The organism is Pseudomonas sp. NPDC088885 (genome assembly GCF_044750025.1).
In the GTDB taxonomy this organism is placed as follows: Bacteria; Pseudomonadota; Gammaproteobacteria; order Pseudomonadales; family Pseudomonadaceae; genus Aquipseudomonas; species Aquipseudomonas rustica.
On sequence record NZ_JBIVJB010000003.1, the window covers coordinates 125,741 to 151,550 of the forward strand.

The 25,810-nt window shown below is 60.5% G+C and carries 20 protein-coding genes; 11 read left to right on the top strand and 9 right to left on the bottom strand.

The genetic code is table 11. From position 1 onward, the window contains the following. Positions 1 to 92 precede the first annotated feature (92 nt). Positions 93 to 830, bottom strand: coding sequence for a TorF family putative porin (locus ACIP1X_RS04255; protein WP_212551263.1), 738 nt, complete (start codon positions 828 to 830; stop codon positions 93 to 95). A 148-nt stretch (positions 831 to 978) separates the two neighbouring features. Continuing rightward, the gene (locus ACIP1X_RS04260) at positions 979 to 2,721 is read right to left on the bottom strand and encodes an amidohydrolase (RefSeq protein ID WP_400749622.1); all 1,743 of its coding nucleotides are present in this window, start codon (positions 2,719 to 2,721) and stop codon (positions 979 to 981) included. A 103-nt stretch (positions 2,722 to 2,824) separates the two neighbouring features. Here ACIP1X_RS04260 and ACIP1X_RS04265 point away from each other — a divergent pair, with 103 nt between their 5' ends. From ACIP1X_RS04265 to ACIP1X_RS04300, 8 genes are all read left to right on the top strand, one after another. Next, positions 2,825 to 3,742 carry a LysR substrate-binding domain-containing protein gene (locus tag ACIP1X_RS04265; RefSeq protein ID WP_400749624.1) on the top strand — a complete coding sequence of 306 codons (918 nt, stop codon included), beginning with the start codon at positions 2,825 to 2,827 and terminating at the stop codon, positions 3,740 to 3,742. 159 nt (positions 3,743 to 3,901) lie between these two features. After that, positions 3,902 to 4,519 (top strand): transcriptional repressor LexA, encoded by a 618-nt coding sequence (gene lexA / locus ACIP1X_RS04270; RefSeq protein WP_212544536.1) that lies wholly within the window; start codon positions 3,902 to 3,904, stop codon positions 4,517 to 4,519. Next, positions 4,519 to 5,136: a translesion DNA synthesis-associated protein ImuA gene (imuA, locus tag ACIP1X_RS04275; protein WP_400749627.1), complete on the top strand. Its 618-nt coding sequence runs from the start codon at positions 4,519 to 4,521 to the stop codon at positions 5,134 to 5,136. Before lexA ends, imuA begins: the two co-directional genes overlap by 1 nt. 7 nt (positions 5,137 to 5,143) lie before the next feature. Beyond that, positions 5,144 to 6,559: a Y-family DNA polymerase gene (locus tag ACIP1X_RS04280; protein ID WP_400749630.1), complete on the top strand. Its 1,416-nt coding sequence runs from the start codon at positions 5,144 to 5,146 to the stop codon at positions 6,557 to 6,559. Then, positions 6,535 to 9,633 carry an error-prone DNA polymerase gene (locus ACIP1X_RS04285; protein WP_400749633.1) on the top strand — a complete coding sequence of 1,033 codons (3,099 nt, stop codon included), beginning with the start codon at positions 6,535 to 6,537 and terminating at the stop codon, positions 9,631 to 9,633. Before ACIP1X_RS04280 ends, ACIP1X_RS04285 begins: the two co-directional genes overlap by 25 nt. Before the next feature lie 262 nt (positions 9,634 to 9,895). Next, positions 9,896 to 10,582, top strand: coding sequence for a CsgG/HfaB family protein (locus ACIP1X_RS04290; protein ID WP_172680119.1), 687 nt, complete (start codon positions 9,896 to 9,898; stop codon positions 10,580 to 10,582). 32 nt (positions 10,583 to 10,614) lie between these two features. Continuing rightward, the gene (locus ACIP1X_RS04295; protein WP_053120904.1) at positions 10,615 to 10,983 is read left to right on the top strand and encodes a DUF4810 domain-containing protein; all 369 of its coding nucleotides are present in this window, start codon (positions 10,615 to 10,617) and stop codon (positions 10,981 to 10,983) included. Continuing rightward, on the top strand, positions 10,980 to 11,639 hold the full coding sequence (locus tag ACIP1X_RS04300; RefSeq protein WP_053120902.1) for a DUF799 domain-containing protein: 660 nt from the start codon (positions 10,980 to 10,982) through the stop codon (positions 11,637 to 11,639). Before ACIP1X_RS04295 ends, ACIP1X_RS04300 begins: the two co-directional genes overlap by 4 nt. A 192-nt stretch (positions 11,640 to 11,831) precedes the next feature. Here ACIP1X_RS04300 and ACIP1X_RS04305 read toward each other — a convergent pair whose 3' ends face one another. From ACIP1X_RS04305 to ACIP1X_RS04335, 7 genes are all read right to left on the bottom strand, one after another. Next, a complete protein-coding gene (locus ACIP1X_RS04305; protein ID WP_053120900.1) occupies positions 11,832 to 12,494 on the bottom strand; it encodes a flavin reductase family protein in 663 nt (220 codons plus the stop codon). Between the two features lie 11 nt (positions 12,495 to 12,505). Further along, on the bottom strand, positions 12,506 to 13,993 hold the full coding sequence (locus ACIP1X_RS04310; protein ID WP_400749636.1) for an amidohydrolase family protein: 1,488 nt from the start codon (positions 13,991 to 13,993) through the stop codon (positions 12,506 to 12,508). Beyond that, complete coding sequence (locus ACIP1X_RS04315) at positions 13,990 to 15,186, bottom strand: amidohydrolase family protein (RefSeq protein WP_400749638.1); 1,197 nt, start codon at positions 15,184 to 15,186, stop codon at positions 13,990 to 13,992. The genes ACIP1X_RS04310 and ACIP1X_RS04315 overlap by 4 nt, the downstream gene beginning before the upstream one ends. Positions 15,187 to 15,355: 169 nt before the next feature. Beyond that, positions 15,356 to 16,408 (bottom strand): extracellular solute-binding protein, encoded by a 1,053-nt coding sequence (locus ACIP1X_RS04320; protein ID WP_053120894.1) that lies wholly within the window; start codon positions 16,406 to 16,408, stop codon positions 15,356 to 15,358. Positions 16,409 to 16,426: 18 nt separating this feature from the next. After that, positions 16,427 to 17,215, bottom strand: coding sequence for an ABC transporter permease (locus tag ACIP1X_RS04325; RefSeq protein WP_038368894.1), 789 nt, complete (start codon positions 17,213 to 17,215; stop codon positions 16,427 to 16,429). After that, positions 17,212 to 18,129 carry an ABC transporter permease gene (locus tag ACIP1X_RS04330; protein ID WP_008085893.1) on the bottom strand — a complete coding sequence of 306 codons (918 nt, stop codon included), beginning with the start codon at positions 18,127 to 18,129 and terminating at the stop codon, positions 17,212 to 17,214. The genes ACIP1X_RS04325 and ACIP1X_RS04330 overlap by 4 nt, the downstream gene beginning before the upstream one ends. A gap of 1 nt (position 18,130) precedes the next feature. Continuing rightward, positions 18,131 to 19,216: an ABC transporter ATP-binding protein gene (locus ACIP1X_RS04335; RefSeq protein WP_053120888.1), complete on the bottom strand. Its 1,086-nt coding sequence runs from the start codon at positions 19,214 to 19,216 to the stop codon at positions 18,131 to 18,133. 140 nt (positions 19,217 to 19,356) lie between these two features. On the opposite strand from ACIP1X_RS04335, the gene ACIP1X_RS04340 reads away from it, so the two are divergent. The 3 genes from ACIP1X_RS04340 to ACIP1X_RS04350 all read left to right on the top strand — a co-directional run bounded on the left by ACIP1X_RS04340 (position 19,357) and on the right by ACIP1X_RS04350 (position 25,220). After that, entirely contained in the window at positions 19,357 to 20,046 is a 690-nt protein-coding gene (locus ACIP1X_RS04340) for a GntR family transcriptional regulator (protein WP_053120886.1), read from the top strand. Positions 20,047 to 20,180: 134 nt separating this feature from the next. Then, the gene (locus ACIP1X_RS04345) at positions 20,181 to 22,292 is read left to right on the top strand and encodes an ATP-binding protein (protein ID WP_400749643.1); all 2,112 of its coding nucleotides are present in this window, start codon (positions 20,181 to 20,183) and stop codon (positions 22,290 to 22,292) included. A 294-nt stretch (positions 22,293 to 22,586) separates the two neighbouring features. Then, a complete protein-coding gene (locus ACIP1X_RS04350) occupies positions 22,587 to 25,220 on the top strand; it encodes an excinuclease ABC subunit A (RefSeq protein WP_400749646.1) in 2,634 nt (877 codons plus the stop codon). Positions 25,221 to 25,810: the final 590 nt, after the last annotated feature.

The following is a 25,810-nucleotide window of genomic DNA, read 5'->3' on the forward strand; positions in this document are numbered from 1 at the left end:
TGCTCGCGAAAGCGGTGTGTCAGCCAAGATTGATGTTGACTGACCCACCGCCTTCGCGAGCAAGCCCGCTCCCACAGGGGGATGATGTTTTGTCAGAAGGATTTGCTGACGCTCGCGACGACGGTCGCGGTGCAGACGTCCTTGAAGCCCCAGTTGCTCAGGCATTGGCTCTGTGAGAGGTCGGTGTCGATGTAACTCAGGCCCAACACCACGCCGGCCAGATTGTGGGTGAGTTTCACCTCCCATTCGCGGTACGAGTCTTCAGCGCTGCCGGACGCCGAATACAAATGCGGATCCTTGAAATCCATATTGCCGTAACGCAGCTTCAATCCCGAGTCGTACGGCAACTCAGTTTCATAACCGATGTAGGTGTACAGCGAGTTCTGCTTGCTATCGATCCCCGGCGCATCGTTGGAGTAATACGCCGCCAGTTTCACTCCGTAGACGCCGAGAATCCCGTAGACCTCACCTTGGTTGAACTGGCTTTCCTTGGGGTAGGCGTACTTGATGTAGCCCAGATCGAGACTGACCGCTTCGGTCGCTTGCCACAGCCAACCAGCGTAGTAATCGACTTCCTGACGGGTTTTCAGACCGCCGCCGAAATCGACGTTTGAACTCCAGGCACCGAGGTACAGACCGCTGCTGTGGGCAAGGGTCAGACCGGCCTGCACGGCAGGGTCATTCTGGGTTTGCGAGATGCCACGGGTGCGGTAGTCGCTGGCTAAAGTGAGATCCACCAACACAGCAAAGTCATCGTTCAAAGGGATCGCTTGGCTGCTCAAGGGCAGCGCGCTCAAGAAACTCAGGGCGAACAGGGGCAAGGCTTTCATGTGAAGTCCCGATGTTGTGATTATTGTTGGGCAGAAAGAGAAACCTGTAGGAGCTGCCGAAGGCTGCGATCTTTTGATCTTGATCCTTAAAAACAAGATCAAAAGATCGCAGCCTTCGGCAGCTCCTACAGGGGGGGGAACAGTGTTGTTATTGGGTGGCGGTGTAGACCTGACGGCCGCCGAACCAGGTCTGCAATACCTGGGTGTCATGCAGGGCTTTGTTGTCGACGCTGAACACGTCGCGATCGAGGACGATAAAGTCCGCTTGCTTGCCCGGCGTCAGCGAGCCGATCTGTTTCTCCAGGCCAATCGTGCGCGCCGCATTGACGGTGTAGGCGTAGAACATGGTGTCGCGATCCAGACGCTCATCAGCATTGAGCACGCCCAACGGGCCGACGCGGGTGATCGCCTGCGCCATGGCGTTGAACGGGTTCGGCGTCGACACCGGCCAGTCGCTCGCGCCGGCAATTGTCGCGCCTTGCTTGAGCAGCGAATGCGCCGGGTACTGATAACGGAAGGCGAGGGCGCTGACGTAGGGCTTGATCATGTCAGTGGTGTAGTCGTCGGCGCTGGCCCACAGCAACTGCATCGAGGCGATGACGTTGAGCGGTTTGAAACGGGCGAACTCTTTCGGGTTGACCATTTGCAGGTGAGTGATCGAGTGAGTCACGCCGCTCTGGCGATCCTTGCGCGCCTGAGCGATGCCGTTCAGCGATTCACGCACCGCGCGGTCGCCGATCGCGTGGATGTGTACCAGCCAGCCGCGTTTGTCGATGGCGCTGACCAGTTCGCCGAAATGCTGCGGGTCGATCAGTAATTCGCCCTGTTTGTGCGAGTTGCTGTAGGGGTCGATCATCGCTGCGCTTTGCGCCGGGAATTCGATCACGCCATCGGCGAAGATCTTGATACCGGGCAGGGTCAGGTTAGGAATGCCCTGAAATTGCTGGCGCACCTTGTCCAGCGTATCGAGATCGGCGGGCACGCTTTTCGGATTGGCCACCAGCAACGCCGCGACGTGCACGCTCATGTCGCCGCTTTCCGACAACGCTTTATAAGCCGGCAGCACGCCGACGGTTTTTTCGGTGGGTTTGAGCGCGAACACCGCTTCGCCCGGTGCGGCGTTGGCGGCCGGATCCATCCACGCGGTGATGCCGAGGCTGTTGTTGTAGCGCACCGCTGATTTCGCGGCCTTCAACATGTCGGCGGGGCTTGGCACCGGCATTTTCGAGGCGACCCGATCCCAACCGGCATCGACCACAAAACCGTTCGGCTCGCCGCTGGCCAATTTGCCGATGGTGTCTTTTTCCGCGTCGGGCAGTGTTTTCAGCAGGGCCGCGTCAATCCCGGCACGCTTGAGCATCACATTGTTGGACCACGCCGTGTGGTGGTCGCTGCCGATAAACACCACCGGCACATCGGCCCATTCGCCGCTGTTGAAGGTTTTGCCCAACGCCTCGGCCTGTGCCCAATAGGCCGAACTCATGCCGGCAATGCTCAACACATCGCCGTGTTTGGCCTTGCCGTCCTCACGCCAGTCGCGCAGACGTTTTTGCAGTTCGTCGAGGTCGACGATTTCGTCTTCCATGTTCGCCGAAGTCATTTCCAGACCGCCGAAAATCGCGTGGGAATGGCTGTCGATCAGGCCGGGCATCAGCGCTTTGCCCTTGAGGTCGATGACTTGAGTGCCGGGTTCGATCAGCGCTTTGATCTGCGCATCGGTGCCGACTTTCAGCACTTTACCGTTCTCTACGGCGAGGGCCTGAACCTTGGGTTGCGCGCGGTCGGCGGTGAAAATCTTGCCGTTGAGCAGGATCAGATCAGGGGCGGCCATGGCTTCCATCGAGGCAAAACTTACAGCGACTACCAACAGACTCGGGATGAATCTTTTCATTGAAGATTTCCTTGTTATTGCGTCTGATGGCGAGATTAGTGGCTGTCAGCGGCTGACAGAACGCCTCCCTCACGAAAAACGTTTTTGCCTGAATGGAAAAAGCATGGACAAGTTGGGCGCATTAAAGATGTTCGTGGTCACCGCGCAGCTCGGCAGTTTCAGCCGCGCCGCCGAGCAGTTGGGCAAGACCCCGTCGGCGCTGACCAAAGCGGTCAATCATCTGGAGTCGGAGCTGGGCGCGCGGCTGTTCGAGCGCAGCACGCGGCGGATTCTGCTCACGGAAATCGGCCGTGTGTACCTGGAAACCGCGCGACTGGTGTTGCAGCGACTCGACGAGGCCAGTGAAGAAATCGAGCAGTTGCAGCACGGCTTGCGCGGCAGCCTGAAAATCACTGCGCCGCTGGCCTATGGGCGGGCGTTTCTCGATCAAGTGTGTGACGGCTTTTTGCAGCAATACCCGCAAATCAGCCTGCAGGTGGATCTGTGCGATGCATTCGTCAATTTGCTGGAAAGTGGTTATGACCTGGCGTTGCGCGAGGGGCACGATGATTTGCCGGGGCTGATTGCGCGGGTGGTGGGCAGCAATCGTCTGGCGCTGTGCGGCAGCCCGAAATACTTGGCGCGCAAGGGTTTGCCGGTGAATCCGCAAACCCTTGAACAGCATGAGTGGCTGCTTTATCAGCATCCGTTGCTGAGCCGCGAATTCTGGTGGGCCGAACGCGATGGCCAGCGTTTGAGTCTGGCGCAACCCACGGCGCCGTTGTTGCGCAGCGATAATTACGATTTGTTGCTGGCCAGTGCGTTGGCCGGACGAGGATTGCTGCACACGCCGCTGTGGAGCGCCGCGCCGTACATTGCCGACGGGCGACTGGTGCGGGTAATGGCTGATTACGAAATCGACCCGGACACCTTTGGCCCGCACATTCTGGCGGTGTACCCGAGCCATCGGCGGGCCACGGCCAAGGTTGTCGCCTTCATTGATTACATCGCCGAATTCCTAGCCGAACGTGGCTTAAGCTGACTGATCGTTCCCACGCTCTGCGTGGGAATGCCTCTGGGGACGCTCTGCGTCCAGTGACGCGGAGCGTCACGGGCTGCATTTCCACGCGGAGCGTGGGAACGATCAACGTGGTGTGGGCCGACCTGCGGCGCTTGTCAGGAAAAAACCAAAAGAGTACAAATGTACTCCATGACGAACCTCACTCCCCGCCGTACCGCCATCCTGACCTTTATCCGCGATCGAATCGCCGAACACGGTCAGCCCCCAAGCCTCGCTGAAATCAGCGAGGCTTTTGGTTTTGCCTCGCGCAGCGTGGCGCGCAAGCATGTGCTCGCGCTGACTGAAGCCGGTTTTATCGAGGTCAATCCCAATCAGGCCCGGGGCATTCGTTTGCTCGGTCAGCCGCCGCGCCCCGAACTGCTCGACATTCCTGTGCTCGGCCGCGTCGCTGCCGGTGCGCCAATCGGCGCCGATGCCGAGATCCATAGCCGTTTGATGCTCGACCCGGCGCTGTTCTCGCGCACACCCGATTACATGCTGCGGGTGCAGGGCGATTCGATGATCGAGGATGGCATTCTCGACGGTGATCTGGTTGGCGTGCGGCGTAATTCCGAAGCGCTCAACGGCCAGATCGTCGTGGCGCGGCTCGACGGTGAAGTCACCATCAAACGCTTCGAACGGGTTGGCGACGAAGTGCGCTTGTTGCCGCGCAACCCGGCGTATCGGCCGATTGTCGTGCGTGACGATCAGGATCTGGCCATCGAAGGGGTGTTCTGCGGTCTGGTGAGGCAAGGCTGATGGGCGCCGTCGTTGCGTTGGATACGCTGTTCAATGGCGGCCAGGTCTGGAAGGGCCGGCCTGCGCCTCCGGCAGCCAGCCCGCAACCGACCGGGCACGCCGCGCTGGACGCGGCACTGCCCAGCGGTGGCTGGCCGGAAGCGGCGCTGAGCGAAATCCTCCTGGCCGGCCCCGGTGTCGGTGAACTGCAACTGGTCTGGCCGACGCTGGCGCGATTGTCGGCCGCGGGTGAGCGCATTGTGCTGGTGGCGCCACCGTTCGTGCCGTATCCGCAGGCATGGGAAAGCGCTGGGGTCGATTTGCGCCAGTTATCAGTGATTCAGGCCAGTGAGCGCGATGCCTTGTGGGCGGCGGAACAGTGTTTGCGTTCAGGCAGTTGCGGCGCGGTGCTGTGTTGGCCGCACAAGGCCGATGATCGTGCGTTGCGGCGTTTGCAAGTGGCGGCGGAAACCGGTCAGACCCTGGCCTTTGCCTGGCGACCGTTGAGCGAAGCGGTCAATCCGTCACCAGCGGCGTTGCGCATCGCCATCGACGCCAAACCCGCACAATTGCGCGTGCTCAAGTGCCGTGGCGGCTTGGCGCGTACGACGCCGATTGCCTTTGCCGTGGGTCATTGAGGTCAGCATGCGCTGGGTCTGTATTCTTTTTCCGCAATTGGCCTTGGACGCGGTGCTGCGTCAGCGCGCTGATCCGGATGAACCGTTAGTGCTGCTCAGCGGCCCGGCTCAGCGGCGAGTCCTGCAAGCAGTCAACCCGGCCGCGCGCAAACTTGGCTTGCGTGCCGGACAGTCGATGACCGCCGCTCAGGCGATGAGCAAAGGTTTTGCCACCGCTGATTACGAGGCCGCCGAAGTCGAACACTGGCAGCAGTTTCTCGCGGCGTGGGCTTACGGTTTCAGCGCGCAAGTCAGCGTGCATTACCCGCGCACCGTGGTGTTCGAGATCGAGTCCAGCCTTGGTCTGTTTGGTTCCTGGGCGCAGTTAGAAGCGCGTTTGCGCAAGGAACTGACCGAGTTGGGTTTCCGCCATCGCATCGTTGCCGCCCCCAATCCAGTGGCGGCGCGGGTGCTGGCCAATGCTTACGATGGTTTAGTGGTGCCCGACGGCGAAGCTTTGCAGCATCACCTCGGCCAGTTGCCCGTTGACCGCGTCGGCCTCGAACCGGGCGTGGCCACAGCATTGTCGCGCATGGGCCTGCGCAACCTCAGTCAGGTGCAGAGCCTGCCGCGTCAGGCGCTGGCCCGGCGTTTCGAAGCGCAGATGCTTAAACACCTCGACACCTTGTTCGGTGCACGACCACTGGCGCTGGAGTTTTACCTGCCGCCGGATCGTTTTGATGTACGCATCGAACTCAACTTCGACGTGCAATCGCATCAGGCCTTGTTGTTCCCGTTACGGCGTTTGACCGGTGATCTGTCGGCGTTCCTTTGTGGTCGCGACAGCGGCGTGCAGCGTTTCGATCTGCATCTGGAACATGTCGGGCTGCCGGACACCGTGATCAAAGTCGGCCTGCTCAGCGCCGAACGTGATCCGGCGATGCTTTTCGAACTGGCGCGTGGGCGGCTGGAGCAAGTGCAGGTCGAGGCGCCGGTGCGCGGCTTTCGTCTGCGCGCCGAAGATCTGCCGAGTTTCGTCCCGCAGTTTCAGGAGCTGTTCGATGACCGCCCGCAGCAGACGCTGCCGTGGGAGCAATTGCGCGAACGCCTGCGTGCGCGTCTGGGTGATGACGCTGTGCAGGGTTTGCGCTTTCAGGCTGATCATCGACCGGAGTGCGCTTGGCAGCACGGCGTCGATAAACAGCGCTGCGCCGTGTTGCCCGGCGTGCACCGTCCGGGCTGGTTGCTCGGTGAGCCGCAGAGTGTGCCGCAAGGTTCGGCGCGGATCCTCATGGGCCCGGAGCGCATCGAATCCGGCTGGTGGGACGGTGACGATGTACGCCGCGATTATTACCTGATCCAGAACCGCGCCGGTCAGCAAGGCTGGGCGTATCGCGCGGTGGGTGAGGGCGGGCCGTTGTGGCTGCAAGGCTGGTTCGCATGAGTGACGGCTATGCCGAATTGCACTGCCTGTCGAACTTCAGTTTCCAGCGCGGTGCCTCCAGTGCCCTTGAGCTGTTTCAACGGGCAAAAAAACACGGCTATCAGGCGCTGGCGATCACCGATGAATGCACGCTGGCCGGGATCGTCCGGGCCTGGCAAGCGGCGAAATCGGTTGAGCTGCCGCTGATTATCGGCAGTGAAGTGCGCATCGAAAGCGGCCCGAAACTGGTGTTGCTGGTGGAGAGTCTCGCCGGTTATCAGGCGCTGTGCGGCTTGATCACTCGCGCCCGGCGGCGCACGCAAAAAGGTCAGTATCAGGTACTGCGCGAAGATTTCAGCGAGCCGCTGCCGGGGTTGCTGGTGTTGTGGGTGCCGGACTCGCTGGATGACGTGGAAGAGGGCCGCTGGCTGAAGCAGACGTTCGGCGAGCGCCTGTGGCTGGCGGTGCAATTGCATCGTGGCCAGGACGATGAGCAGCGTTTGGCGAGGTTGTTGAGTCTGGCCGGCGAACTGCAGATTCCCGCCGTGGCCAGCGGTGATGTGCACATGCACGCCCGTGGCCGGCGCGCCCTGCAAGACACCATGACTGCGATCCGTCATCACGTGCCGGTGGCCGGGGCCGGGTTGCGCCTGCATCCCAATGGCGAGCGGCATTTGCGCAGTGTTGAGGTGTTGCGCGAACTGTATCCGCCAGCACTGCTGGAGGCGTCGGTGACTCTGGCCCGGCGCTGCACTTTCGATCTCGGCGAGTTGCGTTATCAGTACCCGAAAGAGTTGGTGCCGGAGGGGCACAGCGCCAGTTCCTGGCTGCGACAACTGACGAAAGAGGGCATCGCCTGGCGTTGGAAGAAGGGCGCGCCCTTCAAGGTGTTGCGGCAGATCAACAAGGAATTGCAGCTGATCGCCGAGCTCGGCTACGAAAGCTACTTCCTCACCGTGCATGACGTGGTGCGCTTTGCCCGCGAGCAAAAAATCCTCTGTCAGGGCCGTGGCTCGGCGGCCAACTCGGCGGTGTGTTTTGCCTTGGGCATCACCGAGATTAATCCGGATCACACCACGTTGCTGTTCGAGCGGTTCATGTCAAAAGAGCGCAACGAGCCGCCGGACATCGACGTCGACTTCGAGCACGAACGCCGCGAAGAAGTCCTGCAATACGTGTTTCGCCGTTATGGCCGTCATCGTGCGGCGCTGACGGCGGTGGTCAGCACCTATCACGCGGCCGGTGCCGTACGCGACGTGGCCAAGGCCTTGGGCCTGCCACCGGATCAGATCAACGCGCTGGCCGATTGTTGCGGCCACTGGAGCGACGAAACGCCACCGCTGGAGCGTTTGCTTGAGGGCGGCTTCGACCCTGACAGCCCGGTACTGCGGCGAGTGCTGAGCCTGACCGGCCAATTGATCGGTTTCCCCCGGCACCTTTCACAACACCCCGGCGGGTTCGTGATTTCCGAGCAACCGCTGAGCATGCTGGTGCCGGTCGAAAATGCGGCGATGGCCGACCGCACGATCATTCAGTGGGACAAGGACGACCTCGACGCGGTCGGCCTGCTCAAGGTGGATATCCTTGCCCTCGGCATGCTCAGTGCGATTCGCCGCTGCTTCGACCTGCTGCGCCGGCATCGCAATCAGGATTTGAGCCTGGCGACGATTCCTTCCGAAGACAAACCGACCTACGAAATGATCAGCCGCGCCGACACCATCGGCGTGTTCCAGATCGAATCGCGGGCGCAGATGTCGATGCTGCCGCGCCTGAAACCGGCGACGTTTTACGACTTGGTGATCGAGGTCGCCATCGTCCGGCCGGGGCCGATTCAGGGTGGCATGGTGCACCCGTACCTGCGCCGACGAAACAAGGAAGAAGAGGAAACCTACCCGTCGCCGGAGCTGGAAGTGGTGCTCAAACGCACCCTCGGCGTGCCGCTATTTCAGGAACAGGTGATGCAGATCGCCATTGTCGCCGCCGATTACAGCCCCGGCGAGGCGGATCAGTTGCGCCGTTCGATGGCCGCGTGGAAACGTCACGGTGGACTTGAGCCGCACAAGGAACGACTGGCCGCCGGCATGAAGAAAAACGGCTACACGCCGGAGTTCGCCGCGCAGATTTTCGAGCAGATCAAAGGCTTCGGCAGTTACGGTTTTCCTGAGTCTCACGCCGCCAGTTTTGCCTTGCTGACCTACGCCAGTTGCTGGCTCAAGTGCCACGAACCGGCTGCGTTCGCTTGTGCGCTGATCAACAGCTGGCCGATGGGTTTTTACAGCCCGGATCAGATCCTGCAGGACGCGCGCCGGCATCATTTGCAGATTCGCCCGGTCGATGTGCGCGCCAGCGATTGGGATTGCAGCCTGGAACCGATTGCCGGGGCACAACCGGCGATCCGCATGGGCTTGCGCATGATCAAGGGCTTTCGCGAAGACGATGCCCGGCGCATTGAATCTGCACGCTCGCGCGGAGTATTTGCCGACATCGCCGACCTCGGCGAACGGGCCGCGCTCGACAGTCGGGCGCAGGCGTTGTTGGCGGATTCCGGCGCGTTGCGCGGCCTGGCTGGGCACCGGCATCGGGCGCGTTGGGAAGTCGCCGGGGTGCAGAAACAACTGGGATTATTTGCTGGCTTGCCGAGTCAGGAAGAGCCTGATGTAGTGCTGCCCAAGCCGAGTGTCGGTGAGGATTTGCACGCGGATTACACAACGATTGGCACCACGCTGGGCCCGCATCCTCTGGCGCTGTTGCGCGGTGAATTGAAGGCACTTCGCTGCCGCAGTTCGCAGGAGTTGCTCGATGTCGAGCATGGCCGGCCGGTGAGCGTTGCCGGACTGGTCACCGGGCGGCAACGACCGGGTACCGCCAGTGGCGTGACCTTCGTGACCCTGGAAGATGAGTTCGGCAACGTCAACGTGGTGGTCTGGCGCGACTTGGCTGAGCGTCAACGGCAGGTGCTGGTCGGTTCGCAACTGCTCAAGGTGGATGGCCGCTGGGAGCGCCAAGGCGAAGTCCGCCATTTGATTGCCGGACGCCTTAGCGACCTCAGCCCACTGCTTAATGGCATCCGCGTGCAAAGCCGCGATTTCCACTGACGTCTCCTTTCAGCCGCACCACAATCCTGTAGGAGCTGAGCTTGCTCGCGAAGGCGATTTGTCGGTTTAAAAATGAATCGCCTGACGCACCGCCTTCGCGGGCAAGCCTTGCTCCTACAGGCATCGTGCCAGTCAAATTGATGGCGTCAAAAATATCTGTTCGCAATGATGGCACTTTGTCATAATGCCGCCCCTTTCAAGCTCCCACCCCACGTTGCCGTGCCGGGACACACCGTTTTTCAAGAAGGAATACTCAGTGAGAATGATCTCCCGGATGTTGGTCTCAGGCGTTGCTATTGCCGTGCTCGGCACGTTGGCCGGCACCCTTGCTGGTTGCGCCACCGAAAGCTCGCGCGCGTTGCCAGTGGCCAAGGTTGAAAGTGCCTCTCAAGTCTGGACTGGCGTACGTGTGCCGATGGCCGTGGGCAAGTTCGACAACCGCTCCAGCTACATGCGCGGGATCTTCTCTGATGGCGTCGATCGTCTCGGCGGCCAGGCCAAAACCATCCTGATCACCCACTTGCAGCAGACCAACCGCTTCAGCGTGCTGGATCGCGACAACATGGGCGAGATCCAGCAGGAAGCGGCGATCAAGGGCCAGGCCCAGCGCTTGAAGGGTGCTGATTACGTGGTCACCGGTGACGTTACCGAGTTCGGCCGCAAAGAAATTGGCGATCACCAGTTGTTCGGCATTCTTGGCCGTGGCAAAACCCAGATCGCGTACGCCAAGGTCAACCTGAACATCGTCAACATCAGCACTTCCGAAGTGGTGTATTCCACGCAAGGCGCTGGCGAGTACGCCTTGTCCAACCGCGAAATCGTTGGCTTCGGCGGCACCGCAGCTTACGACTCCACCCTCAACGGCAAAGTACTGGATCTGGCCATGCGCGAGGCGATCAATCGTCTGGTCGATGGCATGAACGCCGGTGCCTGGAAGCCGGGCAACTGATCGACGCCCATTCATTGCAAGGAGCAACACCCATGAATTCGACGTTGTCGCGCTCGCTGATGGCGCTGACGCTGGCCGCCAGTGCCTTGCTGGCCGGTTGTGCCGGCCCGAAAACCCTGTACCAGTGGGAAGACTACCAACCGCAGGTCTACGAATACTTCAAAGGCGAAGAGCCGAAAGAAGCGCAGGCCGAAGTGCTCGAACGTGACCTGCAAAAGATCCGCTCTACCGGCAAAGCCGTGCCGCCGGGTTACCACGCCCACCTTGGCTTGCTCTACCTGAGCATGGGCAAGGACGATCAGATGGTGCAGCAGTTCAACACCGAGAAAGCGCTGTTCCCCGAGTCCGGCCCGTACATGGATTTTCTGCTTAAAAACGCCAAGACCGGAGACGCCAAATGATCTCGCGTACCCTCAAGTTACTCGCCGCTGGTTTGGCCCTCACCGTACTCGGTGGCTGTGTTGCGCCGAAAACCGTCGACTATTCGGCGTACAAACAGGCACGCCCGAAGACCATTCTGGTGCTGCCGCCGCTGAACACCTCGCCGGATGTGAAGGCCTCTTACAGCCTGCTGTCGCAAGTGACGTTCCCGCTGGCCGAGGCCGGTTATTACGTGTTGCCGATCGCGCTGGTGGATGAAACTTTCCGCCAGAACGGCCTGACCACCCCAGACGATATCCATCAGGCACCGCCGAACAAATTGAAGGAAATCTTCGGTGCGGACGCGGCGCTGTATATCACTGTGACCGAGTACGGCACGCGTTATCTGGTGATCAGCAGTGAAACCGCCGTGACCGCGACGGCGAAACTGGTGGATCTGAAAAGCGGCACCACGCTGTGGACAGGTTCGGCGCGGGCGTCGAGCGAAGAGGGTGGCAACAACGGTGGCGGCGGTTTGATCGGCATGCTGATCACCGCAGCGGTGAAGCAGATCATCAACAGTTCGACCGATGCCGGTTACCCGATTGCCGGTGTGGCGAGCAATCGTCTGCTCTCGGCCGGTCAGCACGCAGGCCTGCTGTACGGCCCGCGTTCGCCGAAATACGGCACTGACTGAAAGATCAAAAGATCGCAGCCTGCGGCAGCTCCTACAGGGGGAATGCATTGATCTTTCCCACGCTCTGCGTGGGAACGCATCCCGTGACGCTCCGCGTCACAGTGGACGCAGAGCGTCCATGGCGGCATTCCTACGCGGAGCGTAGGAACGATCAGTAGGAGCTGCCGAAGGCTGCGATCTTTTGCTGTTGGTTTATTTGGCGGCTGGCCAAAACCGTTCGCCACCGCCCGGTGCTTCCGTCCACGCTTGCAACGAGCGGGTCGGCAGGTCGAAATAATCACGGGTGCGCGCATAACCATGGCCGCCCATACGCCCAATCGCATCCAGCCCCAATTGATCGATGTACAAGGTTTTCGGATCGATCAGCTCATCGCGCACATGCGCCATCAACACTTCACCGAAAATGATCTCCCGCGACTGACCGATGTTCAGCGCCATCATCCGCCGGCACTCCAGCGCCACTGGCGCCTCACCAATGCGTGGGCATTTCACCGTGGTACCGGGAATCGCCGTCAGGCCTGCAGCGGTCAACTCATCGAAACCCGGAGCAAACGGCACGGCACACACGTTCATGGCCTCCACCAACGCGTCGCTGACGATGTTCACGGTGAATTCCTGATTCAGCTGAATATTGCGCGTGGTGTCTTTCGGGCTCTGATCGCCATAGTTCTCCACGCCCAGTGCCAGGATCGGTGGATCCGCCGACAGTGCATTGAAGAAGCTGAACGGCGCGGCATTGATCCGGCCCTCGCCATCGATGGTGGTCACCAGCGCAATCGGCCGAGGCACGACGCTGCCAATGAGAATCTTGTATTTTTCCCGTGGGCTGAGCTGGCTGAAATCGAAACTGTGCATGGCAAAAACCTCTAGGAAAGTGGATCGATGGCGCTCAATGGCGCGTCGGCGCTGTAGTCATCGGCGAACGGAATGGACGGCTGGAACAGGGTTTTCCAGCCCGGCCGGGTAAACGCGCGGTCGCTGTGGCTGCGCATGAGTTTTTCGTATTGAAGTTGGGCCTGACGTTGCAGGGCGGGGTAGTCGACGCCGGTGACCTGACCGTCGTGCATCACACAACGACCGTCGATGTAACTGGCGACGCAATCGTCGCCGCGCCCGGCCAGCAGCAAGTTTTTCAAAGGGTCGAACAATGGCCCCAGATGAAGGCCGCGCAGACTGAATACGGTAATGTCGGCTTTGGCGCCGGGGGCCAGTCGACCGAGGTCATCGCGACCCAACGCCCGCGCGCCACCGAGGGTCGCGGCGTTGTACAGATCGAGGCTGCTGGTCAACGCCGAGCCGCCCTCCATCAGCCGTGCAATGTTCAAACCGTGGCGCATGTTTTCCAGCAGATCCGCCGGCCAGGTGTCGGTGCCGAGGGCGAAGTTGATGCCCTTGGCGCGGTAGCGACCGAACGAGTTCAGCGCTTCGCCGTCACGGGCAAACACCAACGGGCAATGCACCAGACTCGCACCGCCGTCGATCAGCCGTTGCAAATCATCGTCGCCAGCGGTGTAAATGCCGTGCGGCAGCAGACTGCGCGGCGTGAGCAAGTCCAGTTGCTGCAACCACTCCAGCGGTGACGCGCCGCGCAATTGCTCAACCATCGCCACTTCGCTGAGCGCCTGACAGCAATGCAGACGCATCGGCGCATTCAGTTCGCGGCTCAGCGCGGCGGTGCGTTGCAGCAATGCGGGTGTGCAGGTCTGGATGCGATCCGGCAGCAGCGCGCCACGAATCAAACCGTCATGGGCGCCGTCGAAATTCTTGAAAAAGCGTTCTGCCGCATCCAGTCCGGCCAGCCCGCGAGCTTCATCCCAGTGATGGGCGAGGGTACCGTCGGCCTGCCAGTAACTCATGCCACTCATGTAGCAGGGGCCGAGGTAAGTGCGTAAACCGAGTTCACCGGCAACGTCTGCGACAGCGGTGAATTCGTCGTAGGTTTCCGCCCATTCGCGGTAGTACATCGAGGTGATCGGCATGGCCGTGGTGATGCCGTTGCGGATCAACTGGGTGAAGGCGTAGCGGTATTTGAAGACTTCTTCTTCGGCGCTGTAAGTCTCACGTGGGCCGGCGGCCAGATACTCGGATGACCACATGCGGCCCATGGCGCGTTCGTCGCCGTTGTCCAGCGTCAGCACCGTGGAGTCGAGATCGCCCAGCGCGTCGAGGTCGATGAAGCCCGGGCCGATCAGCGCATTGCCGTAATCGATCCACTGATCCACCGCCCCGGCATAACCGCGCCCGACGAATTCGATACGCGAACCCGAAAACACCACTTCACCGTCGCGCCACAGCACATGTTGCGCGCCGTCGAAACCGACCACGCAACTGGCCTTGAGACCGATGCGTTTCACAGACGGCTGCTCAGCAAGCGGCCACCTTCGGCGATCAACGTGCCACCGCGATAGACCTGACGCAACGGCCGCGCCACGACCGCCTCGCCCAGCGTCTCAACCGGCATCAGCAAGAAGTCCGCACGCTGACCAATTGTAAAACCGTAATCCTCGATACCCAGCGCCCGCGCACCATTCACCGTGGCCGCCTCGAACGCCGCCGTCAGCTCATCGTCCTTGCCCAGATCAAAGCGAAACGCCAACAACATCGCCCGTTCGAGCATGTCGCCATTGCCCATCGGCGACCACGCATCGCGAATGCCGTCGGAACCCAGGCAGACATTGACGCCGACCTCACGCAACGCAAGAAACGGCGGCACAGCGGTGTCGGCCGGCGCCGAACTCATCAGTGAAATCCCCAGCGCCGCCAAGCGCTCGGCAACTGGTTTCACCTGGCTCCACGGCAGCATGCCGAGGCAGTAGGCGTGGCTGATCATCACCCGGTTTTGCAGGTTGAAACGCTCGGTGTAATCAGCGATCAGCGCGATTTGCCACAGGCCCAGCTCACCTTTGTCGTGCAGGTGAATATCGACGCCACGGCCGAATTCAGCCGCGAGTTTGAAAACGAAATCGAGCTGCGCGATCGGATCGTTGTCGATGCCGCACGGGTCGAGCCCGCCGACGTTTTCCACGCCCAGCGCCATTGCTTCACGCATCAGTTCGGCGGTACCGGGGCGGCTGATCAAACCGGTTTGCGGGAACACCACCAGTTGCAGGTCGATCAGGTCTTTGTAGCGTTCGCGCAATTGCTGCATGGCTTCGACGTGACGCAGACCGAATTCCGGGTCGATATCGACGTGGCAGCGCATGGTCAGCGAACCACGGGCGATGCAGTTTTCCAACAGGGCGCCGGCGCGTTCGGCGATGGGCGCGGTGACTTCGCGGAGGATGCGGCGCTCGTTGCTGATGTAGTCCTTGAGCGTCGGCCCCGCACTGTTTGGGCGCCAGGGTTGGCCGTAGAGGGTTTTGTCGAGGTGGACGTGGCTTTCGACCAATGCGCTGGTGAGCAGTTGATTGTGGCCGTCGATGTCGCTGGTGGACAGCGGCGAATTGCTGGCCGGACGGCGTTGGCTGAAGCGGCCGTTTTCGATGAGCAGGTCTTCGGCGGCGGCGCCGTAGGGGCGCACGTTGCGTAGCCAGTGTGGCTGGGTCATACAAACCTCATTCAGGTCTTCAAATGATGTGTTGGTCGGGCGGGCCTCTTCGCGAGCAAGCCCGCTCCCACATGGGCTCAGTGTTGAGCTCAAAATTTGTGGGTAACCAAAATCCCCTGTGGGAGCGGGCTTGCTCGCGAAGGCCGCGCCTCGGTTTCAGATCGAGCAATCAGCCTTTGAGCTTCGACCAAATCCGATCCTGCAGCTCCCGCGCCTTGTTGCTGCATTCCTTCTCAGGCCGCAGACGCGAGGCGTATTCCTCCGGCATGTTGATCGCGTCCATCACCTTCCACTTCGGATCGAGCAACGAATCGCTCTGAATCCCGTTGGCGTAAGCAATGGCGTTCGACACGGCAGCGGCGTTCTCCGGCTTCATCATCCAGTCGATAAAAATCTTCGCGTTACCCGGGTGCGGGGCGCTTTTCGGTACGGCGAAGTTGTCCTGGAACATCGCCACGCCTTCACGCGGATAGACGTACTTGATCGTGCTCTTCTGCAAGGTCGCCCGGGCGGTCGAGCCGTTCCAGTTCTGCATCATGATCACCTCGCCCGAGGCCATGCGGTCGACGGTGTTGTCGGAGCTGTACATCTTCAAAAACGGCTTCTGCTTTTGCAGCAATTCCAGAATGCGTTTGGCGTCCTGCGGGTTTTCGCTGCATTCGTCGACGTTCAGGTAATGGCTGGCGGCGTTGATCACGCTGCTCGATGTGTCCAGCGCGGCGAGTTGGCCTTGCAGCTCTTTGCGCGGTTCGAAGAACTCTTTCCACGAGTCATCCAGTTTGCCGCCGGGCACCCGCGCGCTGTCGTAAGAGAACCCGGTGGTGCCCCACAAATACGGCGCCGAGAACTTGCGCCCCGGATCGAAACTCGGATCGCGGAACGGTTCTTTGACGTACTGGAAATTGCTCAGGGTAGGCGTGTCGATTTCCATCAACAGATCCTGCTTGATCAACGTCTGCATGATCGACTGCGACGGCACGATCACGTCATACGCGGCGCCGCCGGCCTGCAATTTCGCGAGCAGGGTTTCGTTGCTGTCGTAACCGTCCATGGTCACCTTGATCCCGGTTTCCTTCTCGAACTTGGCCAACAATTCGACCGGGTAGTAATCGGTCCAGTTGTAGAAAAACAGCTCTTTCGGTTCGGCGGCGTGGGCGCTGAACGCGGTGAAACAACTCAGGGCCAGACCGGACATTGCCAACCGCATGCTTTTGATTTTCATGAACAGAGCGCTCCAGATTTATTGTTGTTTACCGCGTTGGCCCAGCCAGAAGGCCAGCACCACCAGGACGATGGAAATCAGCAGCATCAGCGTCGAAATCGCGTTGATTTCCGGGGTCACGCCAGCCTTGATCGCCGAGAAGATGTACACCGGCAACGTCGTCGAACCCGGGCCGGCGACGAAGAAGGTCATGATGAAATCGTCGAGGCTGACCACGAACGCCAGCACCGCACCGGACAACACCGCCGGCCACAGCAGCGGCAAGGTCACGCGGCGGAACACCTGCCACGGATTGGCGTACAGATCGTTCGCCGCTTCCAGCAGGCTCTTGTCCAGATCGTTGAGCCGCGCACGGATCGGCAAGTAAGCGAAAGGAATGCAGAAGCCGATGTGCGCGACGATCACCGTGAGCAAACCGAGCTTGATGCCGAGTGCCATAAACAGCAGCAACGTCGCCACAGCGGTGACGATTTCCGGCAGGATCAGCGGCAGGTTGATCCCGCCCTCGACCATTTTCTGCCCGTAGAACGGTCGGTACGTGGCCAGCGCCGCGAGCAGTGCAATCGCCGTGGCGCAGACCGTGGCGATGGTGGCGACGATGATCGAATTCAGCGCCGCCGTCTGAATCGACGGGTTGGCCAGAATTCGCCCGTACCAGGCAAAGGAAAACTCGGTCCACACCGTCGCCGAACGGTTGGCGTTGAAGCTGTAAGCGATCAACACGAAGATCGGCAGGTACAGATAGGCGAGGATCAGCAGGCTGATTTCGCGGGTTGCCGGGAGTTTTTTCAGGTGCAGGGAAATCATGCTTTCGCCCCCCGATTAATAGTCTTCGCCGTGCGACGGCTGTACAGCGCGTAAAGCACCAGCGACACCAGCAGAATCGCCAGCAACAGGAACGACAGCGAACTGCCCAGTGGCCAGTTGCGCGCGGTGCCGAACTGCTGCTGGATCAGGTTGCCGATCATCAGCGTCTTGCCGCCGCCGAGAATCGCCGGAGTGATGAACGCGCCGAGGCTCGGCACAAACACCAGCAACGCGCCGGCGATCACACCGGGCATCGACAGCGGCAGGATGATGCGGCGCAACGCGTGCCAGCGATTCGCCCCGAGGTCGTAAGCGGCTTCGACCAGACGCCAGTCGAGTTTCTCCAGCGTCGAATAGATCGGCAGAATCATGAACGGCAGGAAGCTGTAGACCAGACCGACACTCACCGCGAAATCGTTGTAGAGCAGGGTGATGCCGCCGGCGCTGGGGAACAGCGCGTTAAGGCTTTGCGCAACCCAGCCGTGTTCGCGCAGGATGATCAGCCACGCGTAGTTGCGGATCAGCAGGTTGGTCCAGAACGGAATGGTGATGAGCAACACCATCAAATTGCGTCGGCGCGGGGTCAGGCTCGACATCCACAACGCCACCGGAAAACCGAACAGGAAACACAACACGGTGGTGCCACCGGCCTGCAGCACCGAGCGCAGCAACGCTTGGGCATAGACCCAATTCAGTTCCAGTTCACCGTCAAAACCTTCCTGAAAAAACAGCTGCACGTAGCTTTGCAGTTGCCATGGCGCTTGCCAGTCGACGCCGCCGTAAGTATTGCGCGGTAGCAGGCTGATGTAGCCCATGATCCCCAGCGGAATGGCGATCAGGGCGAGCAGGGTCAACACCACCGGGCTGAGCAACAGCGCGCGGTTGAGGGCAGGGGAAGTGCTGCTGACGCTCATCTCAGGCCTCCATCAACAGGCAGGCGTGCGGCGGCAGGTGCACGGCGACGCGTTCACCGACCGCGCGGCCGGGGTTCAGGCCTTCGTTGTTTTCACGCAGCATGACTTTGATGTCGTTGTTCAGGCGGCACTGGTACAGCGTCGCCGTGCCGACGTAGAGCACCGCTTCGATGACGCCACGCAGGTGATGCGGCTGGCTGGCGTCGACCAGTTGCGAGCGCTCCGGGCGAAACGCCAGTTGCACGCTGCTGCCGGCGAAGCTCTGTTGCTGACAGGGGATTTCGATTGGCATGCCGTTGGGCACGAAGAGTTTTTCGTTGTGTTCGCCGTGCTTGAGCTGGCCGGGCAAGAAGTTGATATCGCCGATAAACTGCGCGACGAAACGGTGTTTGGGGTGCTCGTAGATATCGGTCGGGGTGCCGATCTGCAGGATCTTGCCGGCCGACATCACCGCAATGCGATCGGACAGGGTCAGCGCTTCTTCCTGATCGTGGGTGACGAAAATGAAGGTGATCCCGGCTTCTTTCTGTACGCGCTTGAGTTCGACCTGCATTTCTTTGCGCAGCTTGAGGTCAAGCGCAGACAACGGCTCGTCGAGCAACAGCACTTTCGGTTTCGGCGCCAAGGCCCGGGCCAGAGCCACGCGCTGCTGTTGGCCACCGGACAATTCAGCGGGTTTGCGCCCGGCCAGATGCTCCATTTGCACCAGCGCGAGCATTTCGTTGACGCGATCCGGAATCAACTTGCGATCAAGACCCTGCATCTCGAGGCCGAAGGCGATATTCTGCGCCACACTCATGTGCGGAAACAGCGCGTAACTCTGGAACACCGTGTTGACCCGGCGCTTGAATGGCGGCAGATCGTTGACCGGTTCACCGGCCAAACGAATCTCGCCTTCACTGACGTGCTCGAAGCCGGCGATGGTGCGCAGCAGGGTGGTTTTGCCGCAGCCCGAAGGGCCAAGCAGGGTAAAGAATTCGTTGTCGGCGATGTTCACCGAAACATTGTCGAGGGCCGGCGCGAGGCCTGGATCATCAGAGTATCGTTTTGAGACGTTGCGCACTTCAATTGCTATTGGTTGACCCATATTGGTGCAATCCTCTATTTATTGTATGCAATATCTGAATGCAATTTAGAAATACCCGGATTAATCTGCGTGTGCAACCCCCTTTTTCTTTGGCCAGCGATCGCCAGGGGTTGGTTGCCCGACGCTAAAGGAGTGTTTGAATGACCGAGAAGAAACTGGAAACCACGGTCGACCGCGTCTACCAAGGGGTTTACGAGGCGATCAGCAAGCGCTCGTTGCGCCCGGGGATGAAGCTGGGCGAGGCCTCATTGGCCGATTTATTCAATGTCAGCCGCACGTCGGTTCGCGCCGCGTTGAAGCAACTGGAGGCCGATGGCCTGGTTACCACCGAGCCCAACAAAGGTGCGTCGGTGTCATTGCCGAGCAATGAAGAGATCCGTTCGCTGTTCGAAACCCGCCGGCTGATCGAGATCGGCATCGTCACCGAACTGTGCCGACGCAAGGACAGCGCGGCGATGCAGGACTTGCGTGAACATTTATTGCTGGAAGACGAAGCACACGCTGCCGGTGACCACGAACGGTTGATTCATCTGCTCGGCGAGTTCCACATCAAACTGGCGCGCAGCCTCAATAACCCGGTGTTGCTCGACTGGTTCCAGAAGCTGATCTCGCGCGCCTCGCTGTATGCCGCCGCACTGGACGACGACAGCCATGAAGTGTGCCGCGATGACGAACACCTGCGCCTGATCGAATACATCGAGGCTGGCAATCAGAGCGCTGCCATCGAGCTGACCTGCATGCATTTGAACGGCATCGAAAAAGCCATTCTCGACGTCGCCGCGAAGATGAAAACTGGCTACCATCCGCTCAAGCACCTGATCGGGGTCTAGTCTCCGAGCGGGGACGAAATCGGCTATACCTCTTATGAAACCAATACGACTGAAGACGCTCGAAACAGACGGGCGTCGTGTCGTTCTGGCGTCGCGATTTATCGGGCAACCACCACAGGACACCGAGTCAGTCGATGCAGTTTTTATCCGATAGCCACGGCTGTGATGGCTGGCAAGGCGAAATGGCCGAACGTATCCGCGCGCTCGACTGGAGCCACACTGAACTGGGCCCACTGAATACCTGGCCGGCGAGCCTGTGCAGCGCGGTGCAATTGATGCTGGCCTCGCCGCTGCCGATGGTCATGCTCTGGGGCCATGCCGGCTACATGATCTACAACGACGCCTATTCGGAATTTGCCGGTGGCCGCCATCCGTATCTGCTCGGCTCCCCCGTGGAGTTGGGCTGGCCAGAAGTTGCCGATTTCAACCGCCATGTAGTCGACACGTGCCTGGCCGGCGGTACCTTGTCGTTTCGCAACAAGGCGCTGGTACTGCTGCGCGATGGTGTCCCCGAGGAGGTTTGGCTCGATCTCTATTACAGTCCCGTTTCCAATGATGCCGGAGCGCCTGCCGGGGTGATGGCAATGGTGGTGGAAACCACCGAGTTCGTGATTTCCGAAAGACTGCGCCAAGAGGCCGAAAACGCCTATCGCGCCGATAACGAACGCGTGCGTCTGGCATTGAATGCGGGGGCGTTGGTCGGTTCATTCGTGTGGGACGTGAAAAACAACCGGCTGTCCGCGGATGAGCGTTTCGCCCGCACGTTCTCCTACCCGCCGGATCAGGATCTGAGCAATTTGTCTCAGGACGTTGCCGAGTCGCGCATCCACCCGGATGACTTCGACTGGGTGCAGGAACGAGTCACCCGGTGCGTGCAGACCGGCGAGCCGTACAACGCCGAATATCGGGTTCGTCGCGGCGACGGTAGCTATTTCTGGGTGCTGGCCAGCGGCGCTTGCCAGTTCAACGAGAACGGCGAACCGCTGCGCTTCCCCGGCGTACTGATCGACATTCATGAGCGCAAGATAGCCGAAGAGTCTCTGCTCAAATTTACCCGCAATCTTGAACAGCGCGTCGCCAATGAAGTCGAGGCACGCCTGGCGGCTGAGGAACAATTGCGCCAGTCGCAGAAGCTTGAATCGATTGGCGGCCTCACCGGCGGCGTTGCCCACGACTTCAATAACCTGCTGCAAGTGATCGCTGGCAATCTGCATTTGCTGGCCCGGCATGAGCCTGATAACGCCAACGTGCAGCGCCGCGTCAGTGCCTCGCTGGCAGCGGTGGAGCGTGGCGCCAAACTGTCTTCGCAACTGCTCGCATTCGCGCGCCGGCAACCGTTGTCGCCGGCGGTGTGCAATCCGCAGCAGATTTTCGATGGCGTCGGCGAATTGCTCCAGCGCGCACTGGGCGAAACCATTCAGATCGATGTGCAATTACCGGCAGAGCCGTGGCACATCAACGTCGACCGCAATCAACTGGAAAACGCCATTCTCAATCTGGCGATCAACGCCCGCGATGCGATGAAGGGCGAGGGCACCATTGGTTTGAGTGCCACCAACGTTCGGCTCGACAGCGAGTTTTGCGCGGGTAAAGGCATCGTCCCCGGCGAGTTTGTGCGCGTGGCGGTGAGCGATACCGGCGCCGGTATTCCTGCGCAGATACTTGAGCAAGTGTTTGAACCGTTCTTCACCACCAAGGCTGACGGCCAAGGCACGGGGCTGGGTTTGAGCATGGTCTTTGGTTTCGTCAAACAGAGTGGCGGGCATGTCGAGATTGCCAGTCAGGTCGGCGAGGGCACGCGGGTGCAGTTGTACTTCCCGCGCAGCTTGCGCCCGGTTCGCGATGAGGCTCCGAGTGTGGAGAATCTGCAGGGCGGTGGGCACGAGACGATTCTGGTGGTCGAGGACAACGACGCCGTACGTGCCTCGGCGGTCGAGTTGCTGCGCGAGGAAGGCTATCGCGTATTGACGGCCGGTAACGGTGATGTGGCGATGCAGATGTTGCTGGAAGGGATCGAGGTGGATCTGATCTTTACCGACGTGGTCATGCCGGGGTTGATCAAGAGTTCGGATCTGGCGGCGTGGGCCAAAGTGCAGATACCTGCGGTGGCGGTGCTGTTCACCTCCGGGCATACCCGCGACATCATCTCGCGCAATCACCAATTGAGCCCGGACACGCATTTGCTGAGCAAACCGTACAGCCCGGAAGCGATGCTGCTGATGATTCGTGCGGTGCTTAATGCCTGACTGACAGAACCCTTGATACAGAAACCTGTGTGCTGGGAATTTGTGGTTCAAGGGAGTCACCTGATGTGTAAGGAAACTACCTGAGGTGTAATGAAATTACCTGTGGCGAGGGGATTTATCCCCGTTCGGCTGCGCAGCAGTCGTAAACCCTGAGAATGCGGTTGAACTGGAAAAAATGCAGGGGAGCGCTTCGCACTCCAACGGGGATAAATCCCCTAACCACAATGAACTCCGCAATCAATGAGGCCTCATTAGTCATAGACGTTTTTTCTGTCCTTCGATCAAGGCCCGCCAATGACTTCCAAGCGTAATTCGAAAGCGCCCGCCGGCATGGTTCGTGTGCGAGGCGCGCGTGAACACAACCTGAAGAACGTCGACATCGACATCCCCCGCGACGCGCTGGTGGTGTTCACCGGCGTGTCCGGCTCGGGCAAATCCTCGCTGGCATTCTCGACCTTGTATGCCGAAGCCCAGCGCCGCTACTTCGAATCCGTTGCACCCTACGCGAGAAGGCTGATCGATCAGGTCGGCGTGCCCGATGTCGATTCCATCGAGGGCCTGCCGCCCGCCGTGGCCCTGCAACAACAGCGCGGCACACCCAGCACGCGTTCTTCGGTGGGCAGCGTGACCACGTTGTCGAGCCTGATCCGCATGCTTTATTCGCGCGCCGGCAGCTACCCGCCGGGGCAGGCGATGCTGTACGCCGAAGACTTTTCGCCGAACACCCCGCAGGGTGCGTGCCCGGACTGCCATGGCCTCGGCCGGGTCTATGAAGTCACCGAAGCGCTGATGGTGCCCGATCCGAACCTGACCATCCGCCAGCGCGCCGTGGCGTCCTGGCCGCTGGCGTGGCAAGGCCAGAACCTGCGCGACATCCTCGTGACCATGGGCATCGACGTCGACATGCCGTGGAAGAAACTACCGAAAAAGCAGCGCGACTGGATTCTCTTCACCGAAGAAACCCCGACCGTGCCGGTGTACGCCGGGCTGACCCCGGAAGAAACCCGCGTCGCCCTCAAGCGCAAAATGGAGCCGAGCTATCAAGGCACCTTCACCGGCGCGCGCCGCTACATCTTGCACACGTTCACCCATTCGCAAAGTGCGCTGATGAAGAAGCGTGTTTCGCAATTCATGCTCGGCAGTCCTTGCCCGTTATGTGACGGCAAACGCCTCAAGCGTGAAGCGTTGTCGGTGACTTTTGCCGGGTACGACATTGGTGAGTTGTCGCAGATGCCGTTGCTGCAAGTGGCGGAAGTGTTGAAGCCTGTGGCGGCGCAGAGTTATCTGCAGCACGCCGAAGAAACCGGCGAAACCCTGAGCCATGCGCAAACCCGCGAGGCTCGTCAGCAAAGGGTGGCCCACGGCGGCATTGGTCACGCGAGTGCGCCGGACGTGCGACACACGCCGAACCTGTCGCTGGAGAAGCGTCTGGCGGCGCAGCGCATTGCCGAGGATCTGCTGGAGCGCGTCAGCACCCTGACCGATCTCGGTCTCGGCTATCTGGCGCTGGAGCGCAGCACGCCGACGTTGTCGTCCGGTGAGCTGCAACGCTTGCGCCTGGCGACGCAGCTGGGCTCGCAGTTGTTCGGCGTGATCTATGTGCTGGATGAACCTTCGGCCGGTTTGCATCCTGCGGATGGCGAGGCGTTGTTCGAGGCTTTGCAGCGGCTGAAGGCGGACGGCAACACGCTGTTCGTGGTCGAGCATGATCTGGAAACCATGCGCCGCGCTGACTGGTTGATCGACGTTGGCCCGGCGGCGGGCGAGAAGGGCGGGCAGGTTTTGTACAGCGGCCCTCCGGCGGGATTGGCCGATATTAAAGAGTCGCAAACCCGCGCTTATCTGTTTGCTGAAACCCAGCGACAAACTCGCGCTGCGCGCAAGCCGACGGCGTGGCTGAAACTTGATGGCATCACCCGCAATAACCTCAACAACCTCAGTGCTGAATTTCCCTTGGGCTGTTTTACCTCGGTCACCGGTGTCTCCGGCTCGGGCAAATCGAGTCTGGTCAGTCAGGCATTGCTCGAACTGGTCGGCGCGCAACTGGGGCGGCCGACGGTTGAAAGCGAAGCGGAAGAACTAAGCCTCGAAGACGATGCGCCGCAGGTCAGCAGCGGCCAGGTCACGGCTGGACTGGAATCGATCAAACGGCTGGTGCAAGTTGATCAGAAACCCATCGGCCGCACACCGCGCTCCAATCTGGCGACCTACACCGGGCTGTTCGACAACGTGCGCAAGCTGTTCGCCGCCACCCCCGAGGCGCGCGCGGCGGGGTACGACGCCGGGCAGTTTTCCTTCAACGTCGCCAAGGGCCGTTGCGCCACGTGCGAGGGTGAGGGGTTTGTCAGCGTTGAGTTGTTGTTCATGCCGAGCGTGTATGCGCCGTGCCCGACCTGTCATGGCGCGCGATACAACCCGCAGACGCTGGCGGTGCTGTGGGAGGGTTTGAGCATCGCGCAGGTGCTGCAATTGACGGTCGATGAAGCGGTGACGGTGTTTGCCGGGCAGCCGGGGATTCGTCGCTCTTTAGAGGTATTGCGCGATATTGGCCTCGGTTATTTGCGCCTCGGGCAACCGGCCACAGAGTTGTCCGGCGGTGAAGCACAGCGGATCAAACTGGCTACCGAGTTGCAACGCAATCAACGCGGCGCGACGTTGTATGTGCTGGATGAACCGACCACAGGATTGCACCCGCGCGATGTTGACCGGTTGCTGGAACAGCTCGATACGCTGGTGACGGCGGGTCATACGGTGATTGTGGTCGAGCACGAAATGCGCGTGGTCGCGCAGAGTGACTGGGTGATCGACATCGGCCCCGGAGCGGGTGATCAGGGCGGCAGGATTGTGGTGGCGGGTACGCCACAGAAAGTTGCGGCGAGCAAGAAAAGCAAGACTGCGCCGTTTTTGGCCCGCGCATTGAGCCGGTAAACACACATAACCCTGTGGGAGCGGGCTTGCTCGCGAATGCGGTGGATCAGTCGATAAATGAATTGACTGATCCACCGCTTTCGCGAGCAAGCCCGCTCCCACATTGGTTAGTGTTAAGCCCGCAAACTCAGCTACTCAGGCGCCGTCGAGGGTGCGGCTTACTTTGTCGAGCAGTTCGCTGATCTCCCACAGGTTTTGGCGTTGTATGCGGAATATCTGTCCACACAAAACAACTGTGGGAGCGAGCCTGCTCGCGAAAGCGGAGTGTCAGGCGCCGAGGATGTAACTGATCTGACGCCTTCGCGAGCAGGCTCGCTCCCACATTGGTTATGTAAATGACACCAGTCCCTGTGGTAGCTGGCTTGCCAGCGATGGCGATCTGTCAGGCACCGTCGAGGGTGCGGCGGACTTTGTCGAGCAGTTCGCTGATCTTCCACAGGTTTTGGCGTTGTATGCGGAATATCTTTCCACACAAAACAACTGTGGGAGCGAGCTTGGTTAGTGTTAAGCCCGCAAACTCAGCTACTCAGGCGCCGTCGAGGGTGCGGCTTACTTTGTCGAGCAGTTCGCTGATCTCCCACAGGTTTTGG